Source organism: Streptomyces antnestii (assembly GCF_004005495.1).
GTDB classification, from domain to species: Bacteria; Actinomycetota; Actinomycetes; order Streptomycetales; family Streptomycetaceae; genus Streptomyces; species Streptomyces antnestii.
This window is the reverse complement of the sequence record NZ_RZYA01000001.1, coordinates 921,234-935,596: the sequence shown is the minus strand read 5'-3', so window position 1 is coordinate 935,596 and position 14,363 is coordinate 921,234. Positions and strand designations below refer to the sequence as shown.

Below are 14,363 nucleotides of genomic sequence, written 5' to 3'. Positions count from 1 at the left end.
ACTGGCGGGATGGGCGGCGTCCGCTTCGCAGCTCGTAGGCAAGGAGCCCCGTCATGCGACGTACGAACATCCGCCCCTCCCGCCCCGCACTGTCCGTCTCACCACTGGAGGAGGTTGAGTCTGCGTTCCTCGCTCTGGCTTCGCCGCCGTGGCCGCTCACGCTGCCGGGCTCGTTGCTGCCCGAGCCGGGGGCCGGTGTGCTGTCGGTGACCCGGGTTCGCTCGCGGATGGCGCATCCCAGCTGCACCGCTGAGGCCCGTGCCCGTGTATGGCGGGAAGTGCTGTGCCGCTGCCAGGCGCACGGTGAGCCCTGGTGCACCGTGGCGGTCGGCTTTGCCATTCCCGGGCTGCGGCGCGCGCTGTCGCGGCTGCCGAGGCTGGCGGAGGTCGAGGCGTGCGAGCTGGAGCAGGAAGTGCTGACCGCGGTGACCACCGAGCTCACCGCCATGCCGGCGGAGGCAGAAGAGGCAGGACTGCGGCTGCTGCGGGCCGGGGACCGGGCCGCACACCGTCTGCTGTACGCCGCGCAGCGGGCGCGGCGCACGGCCCCCGTGCCGCTGGACGAGAACACGGTCGCGCGACCGTTTTCCGTCGGCGGGTACGCGGAGGTGTTCGAGGTCCTGGAGCGGGCCGTGGGTGCTGGGGTTCTCGGGAAGGAGGAGGCCGAACTCATCGCACAGACACGGCTGGAGCGCCGGCTCATGGCGCAGGCCGCGAACGAGGTGGGCATGAGTGTCCGCGCCGCCTTCCGGCGCCGATCCGCGGCTGAGCAGCGTCTGGCCGCTGCGCTGGCCGCGCGGGAGTTCTGAAGTCAGCGCCTGGCACGATCGCGTCCGGTTTTTCTCCTTAGAGGTGTGAAGGCACCTGTGGGAACTCCCGTCTCGTAGCGCTCCTTCTGTCTCACTCATCTGTCCCTGGGGTTCGGGCACGGCGTCCCGTGCTGACACTCGGTTCCGCCCCTCCGCGTTCCAGTAGCTCGCCTTCCCCCATGAAGGAGGTGAAGCGCTGTTGCGGGCCAGCCCGGACCCCGGGGACGAGGCACCTCTTCCCCTTCTCCCACTCTCGGTCTCTCCCCTTGTGCCGCTCCAGGAGGTGTGTGCACGTGCTCGTACATCTGCGCCCACCGCGGGCCGGAGCCCGCCGATCTGCCCGGCGCGAGGCGGGCTCTATCGTGGCCCGGCTGCTCTTCGTCGTCGCGTTCGCGCTTTTCGCGCTTCTATGCGATCCGCCGTCGTCGTGGGCGGTCGCGGACGTCCCCACGGTGATCAACAATCTGCGGAACTGGATCGTCGGCAGCCTGGCCGGGCTCGCCACGCTGTTTCTCACGTTCGGTGGTCTGCGCTACCTGATGGCCGGCGGCGACCCGGGCGAAGTCGAGTCCGCCAAACGGGCGTTGAAGGCTGCAGCCATCGGCTACGGGCTGGCCATCATGGCTCCCGTCCTGGTCACCGTGCTTCAAGGCATCGTCGGCGCTGGCGGGGGCGGCCAATGACCACTTTCCGCCGCCTCACCGGCGTCCTGCTCCTACTCATGGTCTCCCTGGGGTTCGCTCCTGGACCGTTGTCGTCGCCGTACGCCCTGGCGGCCGCATCCCATGCACCGGCCACGCCCGCCGATCCGGAACCTCGCCCCGCCCCCGGGCCCCAGCCCGCGCCCGATCCTGGTCCTGGTCCTGGCCCCGCGCAGCCTCAACCGTCGCCGTCGCCCGGGCCTTCGCCCGCCCCCGGGCGCCCCGCCCCCAAGCCGAAGCGGCCTTCCGCCCCCGAGCCCGCTCCCGGGCTGATTCCGCCGGCCTGCGAGGTGGAGGGCACCGACTGCACTCCGGGCGAGGGCTTCGGCGCTCTCCTCGATGTCCCCGGAATGATCGTGAACGCGGTCACCTCGTTCCTCGGCAAGCTCGTCGAGCAGGTCATGAAACCTGTCCGCGAACTCTTGGCCGTCACCCTGCTTGCCACCCCGGACGTAACCCGGCAGGCCGACATCAAGCGGCTGTGGACCGGCTCGTTGGGGATCGCGGCGGGGATCTACGTGCTCTTCGTGACCGCCGGCGGGATCACGGTCATGGGCTACGAGACCGTTCAGACCCGCTACGCCCTCAAGCAGATCGCTCCCCGGCTGCTGATCGGGATGATCGCCGCCGCCATGTCGCTGACCGTGATGGGCAAAGCAATCAGCCTTGCGAACACCCTGTCATACGTGGTGATGGGCACTGACCTGTCGGACGCCGGCCAGGGGCTGGTGGAACGGGTCATCCCGTTCGCGCTGTTCGGCGTCGCCGGGCTGCAGCTGTACCTGCTGATGCTCACCATCATCCTGGTCGTACTGATCATCGCGGTCCTCATCGGATACATCGTGCGCGTGGCCGTGATCGCGCTGCTGGCGATTTCGGCGCCGCTCGCGCTGTCCTGTCATGCGCATCCGGTCACCGATCCGCTGGCGCGCATGTGGTGGCGCGGGCTCGCGGGCTGCCTGGCGATCCAGGTCGCCCAGTCGATGACGTTCATTGCCGCGCTGAAGCTGTTCTTCGCCCCGGGTGCCAGCCTGCTGGGCTTTCCCAAGCCGAGCCAGCTGGGCACCACGCTCGCCGGACTCGCCCTGTTCTGGATCCTGTTCAAGATTCCCGGCTGGTGCTTGCGGTCCGTCCTGCGCTCCACCCCCGTAAGCCTGAATGCGCCTGCGCCGGTGCGGATGCTCCAGTCCGTCGCCATGTGGCGGCTGTTGAACCGTGCGGCGCCCGGACTGGGCGCTCTGCGTCCCGCCGGGGCCGGTCGAGGCGGCGGCTGGGGTGGAGGCGGTGGTGGGCGCCCTCGTGGCGGTGGCTCGACCCCACGAGGGCCACGCGGTGGCGGAGGCGGTGGACGGCCTGGCCGAGGTCCGGGCGCGGGCGGCCTGCTGCGGCCAGGGGGCGTCGCCGGGTTCGCCGTCCGCCGCGGTAGAGCCCTGCTGACCGGGCTCCGGGCACGCGCCACCCATGTCGCCTCTGGCTCTGGTGCGGCAGCCGGAGGGCAGACCACCGCCCAGAGCGCTGCTGCTCGGCGCGGCAGTACCTCGTCCCGGCCATCGCGTGCGACAGGAGGTCCTCGCTCCGTGATCCACCCCGCGCAGGCCCGGCATAAGCGGCAGTTGACGCTGCCTATCCCGGCGAAACGTGTCCCCGCTCGTCCCGGGCGGCCGACTCAGCTGCGTCTCCCGATCGCAGCCCAGCGTGTTCCCCGCACCGCACGCGCTCTTCCCGGCGGTGTTCCACGCATGGGCAGTTCCGGACCGGGCGTCCAGCCGATCGTGCGGCCGGGTGGGCAGCCGAGCGTGGCCGCCGCACCTGCCGCCACGGCCCGTCCGAGGCGGAGGCCGCAGCAGCTGGCCCTCCCCGTGCCTGCCGCCCGCGTCCGCAAACGCCCCGCACGCCCGGCGCAGTTGCGCCTGCCTCTGGAACCCACTCCGTCAGCCTCCGGGAGGTGAATCCGCTGTGACCGACCTGGATGACGAGTACGTCGCCTCGGCCCGTATCCCGGCCGACGTGAGCAAGTCGGATCAGGTGCTGGGCCCGCTCACCGCGCGCCAGGCCGCCATCCTGGCCGTGGCCGGCCTCCTGCTGTACGGCGGGTACTGGGTATCGCGTCCGTTCATGGCCCCGCTCGCCTACCTGGCACTCGTCGCACCCGTCGCCCTCGTCGTGACGGTGATCGCGGTGGGTCGGCGGGACGGCATCGGCATGGACCGGCTGCTGCTGGCCGCGGTCCGCTTCCACCGCACGCCGAAACGGCGCGTACCGGCCCCGGAAGGAGTCCGGCCGCTGCCATCCCTCGTCCCCGGGGCGTGGCGTGCGCAGGACGGCCGGAAACCGGCTGCTTTGCGAATGCCGTGCCGTGAGGTCAGCGACACCGGCGTGCTGGACCTCGGCAATGAGGGCCGGTCCGCGCTCGCGGTGTGCAGCACGATCAACTTCCATCTGCGCACCGGAGGCGAACAGCAGGCGCTGACCGAGGCGTTCGCCCGCTGGCTCAACGCCCTCACCGGCCCCACCCAGATCCTGGTGCGCGCTCACCGTCTGGACGTCGCCCCGCTCGTCGCTGAGCTGACCGACGAGGCACCGCAGCTTCCGCATCCGGCGCTCGAGCAAGCAGCGCTCGCCCACGCCGACTTCCTCGATCAACTCGCCGCGGAACGCGACTTGCTCACCCGCCAGGTCCTGCTCGTGGCCCGCGAGCCGTCCCCCTCAGGCGGGGGACGAGCCGGCCGCCGCCTCACCGAAGCAGCGCGCGCGTTGGAAGGCGCCGAGATCACCGTCACCGCGCTGGATGCGGAGGCCGCCGCACACACCCTCCGGCTCGCCGCCGATCCCGACGCCACCCCGATGGGAGGGGCATGATGCTCCGGCTACCGCGACGCTCCGCCGTGCCCGGCGCGTTGGTCAACGCACGTGACGAGTTCGCTCGCCTCGGCCCCGACGCCATCGAGGTACACGCCCGAACCCTCGCCGTCGGCGACTTCCTCGCCGCCACGCTCGTCGTGACCGGGTACCCCGCCGAGGTGGTGCCAGGGTGGCTGGACCCGTTGCTCACCTACCCCGGGCGCCTCGATGTCGCCCTACACATCGAGCCCGTCACCAGTGCGCTCGCCGCGCAGCAGCTCAAGAAGCAGCGCGCCCGCCTGGAATCCTCGCGCCGCACCGGATCGGACCGGGGACGGCTGGACGACCCCGACACCGTGGCGGCCGCACAGGATGCGGCCGACCTGGCATACCGGATCGCCCGCGGCGAGGGAAAACTCTTCCGCCTCGGCCTGTACATGACCGTCTACGGCGAGAGCGAGGAACACCTCGCCGACGAAGTGGCGTTGGTCCGCTCGATCGCCGAGTCCCTACTGGTGTCCACCGCTCCCGCCACCTACCGGGCGCTGCCGGGCTGGCTGGCTGGCCACCCTCCCCCTGGGCATCGACACGTTGAACGTGCGCCGCACGTTCGACACCGAGGCGTTGGCTGCCTGCTTCCCCTTCGCCTCCCCCGACCTGCCCGCCGACATGGCGATGGCGCCGGGCGGCGTCCTGTACGGCGTCAACACGGCCAGCGGCTCCGTGGTCCTGTGGGACCGCTTCGCCCAGGACAACTACAACTCGGTGTTGCTGGCCCGCTCCGGGGCCGGCAAGTCGTACCTGACCAAACTGGAGCTGCTCCGACTACTGTTCACCGGCACCGAGGCCATGGTCATCGACCCGGAAGAGGAGTACGTCCGCCTCGCCGAAGCCGTCGGCGGCACCGTCATCCGTCTCGGCGACCCCACTGTCCGCCTCAACCCCTTCGACCTTCCGCATGAGAGCGACGAGGAGTCGGATGCCCTCACGCGCCGCGTCCTCTTCCTGCACACCTTCCTGACCGTGCTGCTCGGCGGAGAACTGGCCACGACCGAACGCGCCGTCCTGGACAAGGCCGTCCTCGCCGCCTACGCACAGGCTGGCATCACGTCCGATCCGGCCACCTGGTCGCGGCCCGCGCCGCTGCTCGCCGATCTGGCCGCCCAGCTGGACGCGATGAAGGACCCGGCCTCCCGCGATCTGGCGACGCGTCTGGAGCCCTACATCACGGGCTCACACCGGCAGCTGTTCGCCGGGCCGAGCACAACCCGTCCCATCGGTCACTTGGTCGTCTTCTCGCTGCGCGAGATCCCCGAGGAGCTGAAGACCGCCGGCATGCTGCTCGCCCTGGACGCGATCTGGCATCAGGTCGCGCACACCGGCACCCGGCGCAGACGTCTGGTCGTCGTCGACGAGGCCTGGCGTCTGATGCGCGAAGCGCACGGTGCGCGTTTCCTGTTCCAGATGGCCAAGGCGGCCCGTAAGTACTGGGCCGGGCTCGCGGTGGTCACGCAGGACGCCGACGACGTCCTGGCGTCCGAACTGGGCAGGGCCATCGTGGCGAATGCCGCCACCCAGCTCCTGATGCGCCAGGCCCCGCAGTCAATCGACCAGGTCGCTGCCGCATTCCGCCTCTCTCGCGGCGAGCGGCATCATCTGCTGGCCGCGCCCCGCGGCTGCGCCCTACTGCTGTCGGGCCGGACCAAGATCTCCTTCAGCCCGATCGCCTCGGCCACCGAGCACGAGCTGATCACCACAGACCCCGTCGAACTCCACGCGGCCGAACACGCTGCGCAGGGCGAGGCTAACAATCCTTACGGGCTCCCCGACCTGACAGGTCTTCAGCTGTGAGCGGCCCTTCGCAGGGCGGGCCTATCGGCACGTTCCTGACGGACCCCGGCATCCTGTGGCCCTCCCTGCTGGCGCCCGGCGGGCAGTTTCTCTCGGACTCCTGGCCGTGGCTGGCGCCCGTCACGGTGTTGGGCTGCGTCGTCGTCCTCGGTCTGCGCATGCGAGTGCATCGCCGGAGGCAGCGATCGCTTGCCGTTGGCGCCCGCCTGGTCACGATCCTTGCCCCGCCCACCGTGCCCGCCAAGGGCGGCGAGGTGCTGTGGGCGCAGCTTTCCGGCCTGCTGCGCCCCTGGTACCGGCGCCTGGTGCACGGCCAGCCGCACATCGGCTTCGAGTATGCGTGGAACACCGGTGGACTGACTGTGCGGCTGTGGCTGCCCGGCTCCATCCCCACCGCCCTCGTCCGCCGCGCCATCGAGGCCTCCTGGCCCGGGGCCCACACCACTGTCACCGATGCCGAGCCGCCTTTCTCTTCGGGTTACTTGACTACGTCGGGCCGCCTCCGCTTGGCCCGGGTGGAGGCGCTGCCGCTGCGCACGGACCACAAGGACGATCCGCTGCGAGCACTGCTCCAAGCGGCCACCGGCATGGCGGAGGACGAGCACGCCTTGGTGCAGTTCCTGGCGCGGCCCGCGACCGGCGCCCGGCTACGCCGTGCCAAGCGCATGGCCCGCCGGCTCAAGGCCGGACACACCGCGCCGCGCCTCACCTCCGTCTTCCGAGTGTTCGCTCATGCCCCGCAGCGCACCTCGCCCGCCGCCACCGACCCCTCGCACGGCGTCGAGGTACGCCAGAGCGTCGGCAAACTCACCGGACCGCAATGGGACGTACAGATCCGCTACGTCGTAGCCCTCCCGGCGAAAGCGGAAGGGGCCGAGGCCCGGCTGCGTGGTCGCGCCCACGCCATCGCCTCCTCGTTCTCCCTCTACGCGGCCCGGAACTGGCTGGCCCGCCACCGCCTGCGCGAACCGCATCTGGCGCTGAGCACCCGCCGCTTTCTTCACCGCGGCGACCTGCTGTCCGTGCCCGAACTCGCCGCCCTCGCCCACCTCCCCGTCGACCCCGACGCCCCCGGCCTGGCCCGGGCCGGCGCCCGTTCCATCGCACCGCCCCCGGCCATCCCCACCCCAGGCGCCGGTGTCAAACCGCTCGGCACGGCGGATACCGGCGCCCGCCGTGGTGTCGGCCTGGCCGTCCCCGACGCGCGGCACCACCTGCACCTGATGGGCGCCACCGGCTCGGGCAAGTCCACCCTCGTCGCCCAGCTCGTCCTCGACGACGTACGCGAAGGTCGCGGCGCGGTCGTCATCGACCCCAAGGGCGACCTCGTCACCGACCTTCTGCACCGCCTCCCACCCGACTGCGCCGAGAAACTGGTGGTCATCGACCCCGACGACACCCACACCCCGCCCTGCCTCAACGTCCTGGACGGCGCGGACATCGACGTCGTCGTCGACAACATCACTGGCATCTTCCGCCGCATCTTCAGCGCCTTCTGGGGACCGCGCACCGACGACATCATGCGTGCGGCCTGCCTCACGCTGCTGCGTCATGCCCAGGCCACCAACCGCCTGGTCACCCTCGCCGACATCCCCCGACTGCTGGGTGAGTCCGCCTACCGCATCCGTATGATCCCCACCATCAAGGACCCCGTCCTCAAAGGGTTCTGGCTCTGGTACGAGTCTTTGTCCGAGCCCTCTCGGGCCGCCGTCGTCGGACCGATCATGAACAAGCTGCGCGCCTTCCTGCTGCGCTCGTTCGCCCGCCAGACCATCGCCTCCGGCGAGTCCACCTTTGACCTGGCCGACGTGCTGGACGGCGGCATCCTGCTGGCCCGCCTACCGAAGGGGGCGCTGGGTGAGGAGACCACGCGGCTGCTCGGTTCCTTCATCGTCGCCAAGACCTGGCAGGCCACCACGGCCCGCGCCCGCACCGCGGAACGCGACCGGATCGACGCCTCGCTCTACGTGGACGAGGCGCACAACTTCCTGACCTTGCCCTACCCGCTGGAAGACATGCTCGCCGAGGCCCGCGGCTACCGCCTGTCCATGGTCCTCGCCCACCAGCATCTCGCCCAACTTCCCCGCGACCTGCGCGAAGGCATCTCCGCCAACGCCCGCAACAAGGTCTTCTTCAACGCCTCCCCCGAAGACGCCGGAGCCCTGGAGCGCCACACCCTGCCCACCCTCGGCGCCCACGACCTCGCCCACCTCGGCCCCTACCAGGCCGCCGCCCACCTCCTGGCGCACGGCGCGGAATCCGCGGCCTTCACTCTCACCACCCGCCCCCTGGCCCCGCCGGTGCCCGGACGCTCCGCCGCACTGCGGGCCGCCGCGGCCGCCCGGGTCGGCGGCACCACCAGCCGCTCCCGCTACCTCCCCCTGTAATCCCCAAACCCCCTGCGCGCGCCGAGCTTTCGACGAGGAGAAGGTCATGCCCACGCCCAGTCCGAACCCGGGCTACGTCCCACGCGCCGCATCACGGCGTCGCCGACCGGTCCAACCCGCCCGGGCCCGCACCAACCTCGCACAGCTCGCGACCCGCCTCACCCCACGCGATGTGTGGCTCATCGAAATGCTCCACGAGCACAAGGTGCTCACCTCGCACCACATCACCGCGCTCGCCTTCACCGGCCACCGCACCGCCAACCGACGTCTGCGCGAGCTGTACTTCATGGGCGTCACCGACTCCTTCCGCCCCCTGCGCCAGCATGGCTCAGCCCCCGAGCACTACACCCTCGGCCGCGCGGGAGCCGAACTCCTCGCCGCCCGCGCCGGCACCGACCTCGCCGCCACCGGCTGGCGCAAGGACACCTGCGCCCGCATCGCGTTCTCCCCCACCCTCGACCACACCCTCGGCGTCAACACCCTCCTCATCCAACTCGCCACCACCGGAGACCTCGCCGAGTGGCTGTCCGAGCGCTCGGCAACGCGGCTCTGGGGCGACTGGATCCGCCCCGACGCCTACGCCCACCACACCACCGCAGGCCATCAACTCCTGCCGTTCTTCCTGGAGTACGACACCGGGTCCTACAACCTCGCCCGCGTCGAGGCCAAACTCCCCGGCTACGCCGCCCTCGCCTCCACCACCGGCACCCGCACCCCCCTCCTCATCCACACCGCCACCGCCTGCCGCGAAGCCGCCCTCCGACACCGCCTTGCCCAGAGCGCGGACCGCCTCGAACTCCCCATCGCCACCGGCAACACCCAGCTCGCCCAACCCGCCGACGCCGCCTGGCTCCCCCTCGGCCCCGCCCAGGCCAGGCGCCTCACCCCCGCCCAGCTCGCCACCCACTGGACGGGCCTCATCCCCGCCCTCACCCCCGACACAGCCCTGCCCTCCACCGGCGGCCGCCCCACCGCCCTGCCGTGGCATCCTGTTCCGCCCCAGCCGCCGACTCCCAGCAGCTGACCGTGAGCGCCCTCGCCAAAACAGCCGCCGGAGTGGGCTGCACCGTCCTCGCCCTGCCGCTGCTCGCCGCCCTCGTCGTCGCCGCGCTGATCAGCTCAGCGATCCCCAGCACCGGCGGCGCGGCCGCCTCCCCCAGCAAGCACGCCCTCGCCGACATCCCGCGGAGCATGCTGGCCCTCTACCAGCGGACCGCGCCCGAATGCCGGGGACTGTCCTGGACGATCCTGGCAGCGATCGGCAAGGTCGAAACCGACCACGGCCGCCACCCCACCATGATCTCCTCAGCAGGTGCGGTCGGCCCGATGCAGTTCCTGCCCTCCACCTTCAAGCAGTACTCGCACCCAGTCCCTCCGGGCGGGAAGAGCCCGCCGACCCCGTGGGACCCGGTAGACGCCGTGTACGCGGCAGCGAGGATGCTGTGCGCCAACGGCGCGAAGGACAGCCGCAACCTGCGCTCCGCGATCTTCAGCTACAACCATGCCAACTGGTACGTGGACAAGGTCCTGAAGATCGCAGCACAGTACGAGGCCGCCGCCCCCGCACCCAACGCAGCCGCCTCGAAGGCCGTCACATTCGCCCGCGCCCAGCTCGGCCAGCCCTACCTCTGGGGCGGCGACGGAGCTGGCGAGGGCGGCTTCGACTGCTCCGGCCTCACCCAAGCCGCGTACCACAAGGCCGGAATCAACATCCCACGCGTGGCACAGGCCCAGTACACCGCCGGACCCCACCTCCCGGCCAAATCCCCTCTCACACCAGGCGACTTGCTGTTCTTCGGCACCAGCCCGGCCCACATCACCCACGTCGGCATCTACAGCGCACCGGGCCGCATGATCGACGCACCCCACCCCGGAGCGGTGGTCCGCGAGCGCGCCTTCGATCCCACCACCAGAGCCGACTTCCAGGGCGCCACCCGCCCCGCCGGACAAGGACACCCCCGGTGAGCGCTCCCGCGCCGGCCGAGGCCCAGGCCCTGCTGACCGCACTCACCCGGGCCCTGGCCGGAGTAGCCATCCTCGCGCTGATCTTCACCGCCGTGAACGTCACCCTGTTCGCCACCAGCCGCGGCGTCACCCCCGCCATCGCCATCCTCCTCGACCCGATGGTCGCCCTGGCACTCGCCGCGATCCTGTACGCGGACGCCCGCCTCGCCGCCTGGGGTATCCGCCCGCCCCGCTGGTCGGCAGCTCTGCGCTGGTTCACCGGGATCACCGCCACGCTGATGAACACCTGGGACTCGATCTGGCCCGACCGGCAGATCGGCACACCGATCCACGCCGATCTGGCGGGCGTCGTCCTGCACGGCGTACCGACCGTGCTCCTGATTCTGCTCACCGAAACCATCGCCGCCTACCGGCGTACCGTCGCCCCACTCCTTGACCCGATCGGCGACACCGATCCCACCCCCGACTTCGATCCGAGGAGAGTTCTCCGATCCGACGAACCGACCGTGCTCCCCTCCACGTTCGGCTCGCCGGCGGCGGCCCCGGGCGAGGGCACGGGCGCCACCGGGCCCCACGGCGCCACCAGTCCGCCCACCACGCACCCTGGAGCACCCACGGGTCCCGACGGCACCCATGGGGCGATCGACGCGGCCCTGTGGGCGCACGCCGTGGCGATCGACGATGCCGTGCGAATGGCGAACGGCGGGCCGGTGAGCGTATGGCGGCTGCGCTCCGAGCTGCGCCTCGGACCAGATCGCGCAAAACAGATCCACGCCCAGCTCATCAAACGCCGCCCCGATGGTGCGTCGCCACTCTCATAACCTGCGCCGATCGGCATTTCTCAGTTCGATCGGAGAGCGGGGTAAGCGGCTTGACTTCATCCCGCGCCAGAGCGTCCATGGTGGTCCGCCCACCGGGCCACGGGGTTCACAAATTCCGAGATCCGGCGGGCAGATCGGCGGGAGAACCCCGCGCTGCGCACGCGGCCCGCCGACCCCGCAACCGCCCCAGCGGCTGCACCCCGGCCGGGGACCTCACCCACCATCAACACTCTGGAACGAGGCCCCCAACATGTCCGAAACCCGCACCCTCCACGCCGTCCCTGCGCCCGAGCCCCTGACCGGCCTGACGGGCGCACCCGCCGCGATCTACACAGCGCTCATCAGCAACCCCGGCGCGACGGCCACGGAACTCGCCCTGGCCGCATGCATCGGCCGCTCCACCGCCGGCAAGGCCCTCACCACCCTCGAAGAGCACGGCCTGGCCATCCGCAAAGAAGGAGAGCGAACCGGCGCTCGCCGCACCCCCGACCGCTGGAGCTGCGCCCAGAGCGAGCCCACCGACACGGAGGCGATCGACGACACCGTCAGCGCCGCCCCGGACGAGTCCTCGACCACGGACTCCGTATGCACCAACAAGGACACGCAAACCGACACCTCCCCGACCTCAGCCGCTGAGCCCGACACGGGGGCGGCCGCGCAATCCCCCGCACAGGTCGAAGCCCCCAACGTGCCCAAGGCGAACAAAGCCACGGGCGCTCCGGACCCGGACGACGCGTGCACAAACCCGGAAGCTCCGAAGCCCTCAGCCCAGCCCCCCACTCACACCGCAACCGCTAAGCCGGTGGCAGTCCTTGTTCCGAAGACCCGGATGGCGCCGGGCGCGCTGCGGCAAAGGGTCATCGAGCACCTTCAGGCCCACCCGGAAGAAGCGTTCACCGCGACCAGGATCAGCCGAGTGATCGAAAGGAGCTCAGGCGCGATCGCGAACGCGCTGGTCATCCTCGCCCGGCAGGGCATCGCCCAGCAGGTCAGCGACACCCCGCGCACCTACCGCCATGCGACCCCTGAGGCGGACACCGAGTAGAGCCCAGCACCAGCGCGGCGGCGGGTACCCCCTATTAAGGGGGTACCCGCCGCTGGGTCCCAAGGCACTGAACAGTCAGGGCCCGGTCTGGGTCAGCTCCTCCTTGCCCCAGGCGACGAGGGAGGAGTGCACGTACCCGGTGACACCGGTGCGCTTCATCGTGACCTTGACCCACGTGCTGTCACCCCCGGCCCAGCCATGCGCCGTACAGGTATCGCCCTTGTACGCGGTGCCGACTGCAGCGGCGCTCTTGCGCGGCTGGGCGCGGATCGTGGCCGACGAAACGGTGATGCGGCAGAAGTCCTTCTTGGCGGCCATCGCTGCGACGGGCGCATGCACGGGCGGGGCGGCAACTGCGGGAGCCGACATGGCGATCAGCGGGGCGGTGAGCATTCCGATGGCGAGCGGCAAGACGTGGCGTCGAGGCAACGCACTTTCCCTTCCTACGGGTTCAGCCCTCTTGGGGGAGGTGCCGCAAGCCTTTCACTCACTGGCCAGCACTTTCATCACTTGCTTGGCGTTTCCATCGTTTTGAGTGATTTCACCTCACGGTGACGACGAAGTGCGGCCGACCACGGGTGGTCAAGGAACGCTCGGCCACACTCACATTGGCGCCGCCGCCAGCCTCCGCCTCAAGCGCCAACCTGTCGACACTCTCAGCACCGTCCCTCGACTGCCGTGCGGGCCACGAGCGGGCCCAGGACAACGGTGACGGCCCGCAGACAGGAGGGCGCCGACCGAAACAATTCCCACACCCAACCTCTCCATCCTGGCGGATTATTGGCGATGCGCGCTCCACCCTTTCAACCTCAGCATCAAACGCCATATGGAGTCCCGGCCGAAATCCCTTTCGGCCGGGACTCCATATTCACTGGCGCGAACAGCTAGCGTCAGCTACTCGCGAGGAAGTCGCTCGCCAGAGCGTAGACCAGGGATGCTTAATCCAATCAATTCCGGCCGCTTCTCGCGAGCGCCCCAGTCCAAGATCTGAAGAAGCTTCTCGGACAAGATCACATAATCGACTCCCGATTCGCGAAGGTCCACTTCCACCGGCGTCGAAACTTCAAGAAACTCCGCACCCTCAGCTGCGAACTCTAGAGTGAACTGCGAGTCGGCAAGCATCACGCTCCGCAAACAGCCGTAGACCGTGAAGCCCCGTCCAGTCGAAATGTTATAGGAATCCATTCCAGACCGGATTTCCTGCCCATCCGGTTCATACGTGGATCGCTGAAATGAGAACAATCTCGGGACGCCGAACTCATCCACCCCGGCAACGCCCACCTCAAGCGCCTCTTCGTCCTCGTAATCCTCGAAGAACCCAATCTCCGCGGCGATCAATCTCATTGTTAGCTCCTCCTCCTCCTCCTCCTCCTCCTCCTCCTCCCAGTTGCCCCGATGGCAGGCTTTTCATGAACAAAATGAAGCTAATCTGCGCATTCATTTAATACCTCCATGCGGGTGAAATATGTAGCTGCCCGGAGACCCTCCAGGCTCCGGGCAGCTACACATTCAGGAATCTCGGCTATATCGTAAAATGACGGGACCAACGCGGACGCCGCCGAGACCCGCTTCGCCAATCTCACATCTACTCGGTGTTCGAGGAGGGCGACTTCCTTCAGGAGACAGGGTCAGAGTCATCGTTCGACCCCTTCCCGCCTCCTTCCACTAGCTCCTTGAATCGAAGAATCGCGTGATCTATGGAGATCGGGTCACACGATGCCTCGAATTTTTCCCCGTTGGACGATAGCCAGAGCCATCTCCCATCAGGGCTCGTCCACATATCCGTCTTCGGGAGTGTGCGTCCCTCAGAATCGGTCCCAGTGAGATCGATTTCGATGTTCCAACCGGGATTGTCGAGCGTTTCGATCCGAATCCCAAACTCGTGCTCCCAATCCCCATCGCACTGAGATTGATACCACGATTGAAGGAAACCCATCATGCTC

14 protein-coding genes are annotated in these 14,363 nt (G+C 69.6%); 10 read left to right on the top strand and 4 right to left on the bottom strand.

Annotated features, from left to right (window positions below; all coding sequences use genetic code 11):
• The first annotated feature begins 53 nt into the window (after positions 1–53).
• The 4 genes from EOT10_RS03935 (at position 54) to EOT10_RS03915 (ending at position 4,369) form a co-directional block, all read left to right on the top strand.
• A complete protein-coding gene (locus tag EOT10_RS03935) occupies positions 54–809 on the top strand; it encodes a hypothetical protein (protein ID WP_127826585.1) in 756 nt (251 codons plus the stop codon).
• 362 nt (positions 810–1,171) lie between these two features.
• On the top strand, positions 1,172–1,492 hold the full coding sequence (locus EOT10_RS03930) for a pilin (protein ID WP_431313252.1): 321 nt from the start codon (positions 1,172–1,174) through the stop codon (positions 1,490–1,492).
• A gap of 368 nt (positions 1,493–1,860) precedes the next feature.
• On the top strand, positions 1,861–3,459 hold the full coding sequence (locus EOT10_RS03920; protein WP_127826584.1) for a hypothetical protein: 1,599 nt from the start codon (positions 1,861–1,863) through the stop codon (positions 3,457–3,459).
• Positions 3,460–3,466: 7 nt separating this feature from the next.
• A complete protein-coding gene (locus tag EOT10_RS03915; RefSeq protein ID WP_127826583.1) occupies positions 3,467–4,369 on the top strand; it encodes a PrgI family protein in 903 nt (300 codons plus the stop codon).
• Between the two features lie 218 nt (positions 4,370–4,587).
• Here EOT10_RS03915 and EOT10_RS42810 read toward each other — a convergent pair whose 3' ends face one another.
• Positions 4,588–4,818 carry a hypothetical protein gene (locus EOT10_RS42810; RefSeq protein ID WP_317617326.1) on the bottom strand — a complete coding sequence of 77 codons (231 nt, stop codon included), beginning with the start codon at positions 4,816–4,818 and terminating at the stop codon, positions 4,588–4,590.
• A gap of 130 nt (positions 4,819–4,948) precedes the next feature.
• On the opposite strand from EOT10_RS42810, the gene EOT10_RS03910 reads away from it, so the two are divergent.
• From EOT10_RS03910 to EOT10_RS03885, 6 genes are all read left to right on the top strand, one after another.
• Positions 4,949–6,202 carry a VirB4 family type IV secretion system protein gene (locus tag EOT10_RS03910; protein ID WP_317617325.1) on the top strand — a complete coding sequence of 418 codons (1,254 nt, stop codon included), beginning with the start codon at positions 4,949–4,951 and terminating at the stop codon, positions 6,200–6,202.
• A complete protein-coding gene (locus EOT10_RS03905; protein WP_127826582.1) occupies positions 6,199–8,589 on the top strand; it encodes a DUF8128 domain-containing protein in 2,391 nt (796 codons plus the stop codon). The genes EOT10_RS03910 and EOT10_RS03905 overlap by 4 nt, the downstream gene beginning before the upstream one ends.
• Positions 8,590–8,635: 46 nt before the next feature.
• Positions 8,636–9,613, top strand: a complete 978-nt coding sequence (locus EOT10_RS03900; RefSeq protein ID WP_127826581.1) for a replication-relaxation family protein — start codon at positions 8,636–8,638, stop codon at positions 9,611–9,613.
• Positions 9,571–10,554 (top strand): C40 family peptidase, encoded by a 984-nt coding sequence (locus EOT10_RS03895; RefSeq protein WP_223280741.1) that lies wholly within the window; start codon positions 9,571–9,573, stop codon positions 10,552–10,554. The genes EOT10_RS03900 and EOT10_RS03895 overlap by 43 nt, the downstream gene beginning before the upstream one ends.
• The gene (locus EOT10_RS03890) at positions 10,551–11,375 is read left to right on the top strand and encodes an extensin (RefSeq protein ID WP_127826579.1); all 825 of its coding nucleotides are present in this window, start codon (positions 10,551–10,553) and stop codon (positions 11,373–11,375) included. Before EOT10_RS03895 ends, EOT10_RS03890 begins: the two co-directional genes overlap by 4 nt.
• 250 nt (positions 11,376–11,625) lie before the next feature.
• Complete coding sequence (locus tag EOT10_RS03885) at positions 11,626–12,420, top strand: helix-turn-helix domain-containing protein (protein ID WP_189491075.1); 795 nt, start codon at positions 11,626–11,628, stop codon at positions 12,418–12,420.
• Between the two features lie 75 nt (positions 12,421–12,495).
• On the opposite strand, the gene EOT10_RS03880 is transcribed toward EOT10_RS03885, so the two are convergent.
• The 3 genes from EOT10_RS03880 to EOT10_RS03870 form a co-directional block, all read right to left on the bottom strand.
• The gene (locus EOT10_RS03880; RefSeq protein ID WP_127826577.1) at positions 12,496–12,849 is read right to left on the bottom strand and encodes an SH3 domain-containing protein; all 354 of its coding nucleotides are present in this window, start codon (positions 12,847–12,849) and stop codon (positions 12,496–12,498) included.
• Between the two features lie 465 nt (positions 12,850–13,314).
• Positions 13,315–13,764 carry an Imm10 family immunity protein gene (locus EOT10_RS03875; RefSeq protein ID WP_127826576.1) on the bottom strand — a complete coding sequence of 150 codons (450 nt, stop codon included), beginning with the start codon at positions 13,762–13,764 and terminating at the stop codon, positions 13,315–13,317.
• Between the two features lie 271 nt (positions 13,765–14,035).
• Positions 14,036–14,356 (bottom strand): immunity 53 family protein, encoded by a 321-nt coding sequence (locus EOT10_RS03870; RefSeq protein WP_223280786.1) that lies wholly within the window; start codon positions 14,354–14,356, stop codon positions 14,036–14,038.
• Positions 14,357–14,363 lie beyond the last annotated feature (7 nt).

What these genes read in the sequence shown, in the direction of transcription:
- EOT10_RS03920 (WP_127826584.1), top strand. Translation starts at nt 1,861, where the DNA reads ATGATCGTGAACGCGGTCACCTCGTTCCTCGGCAAGCTCGTCGAGCAG.
- EOT10_RS03885 (WP_189491075.1), top strand. Translation starts at nt 11,626, where the DNA reads ATGTCCGAAACCCGCACCCTCCACGCCGTCCCTGCGCCCGAGCCCCTG.
- EOT10_RS03935 (WP_127826585.1), top strand. Translation starts at nt 54, where the DNA reads ATGCGACGTACGAACATCCGCCCCTCCCGCCCCGCACTGTCCGTCTCA.
- EOT10_RS03875 (WP_127826576.1), bottom strand. Translation starts at nt 13,764, where the DNA reads ATGAGATTGATCGCCGCGGAGATTGGGTTCTTCGAGGATTACGAGGAC.
- EOT10_RS03900 (WP_127826581.1), top strand. Translation starts at nt 8,636, where the DNA reads ATGCCCACGCCCAGTCCGAACCCGGGCTACGTCCCACGCGCCGCATCA.
- EOT10_RS03870 (WP_223280786.1), bottom strand. Translation starts at nt 14,356, where the DNA reads ATGGGTTTCCTTCAATCGTGGTATCAATCTCAGTGCGATGGGGATTGG.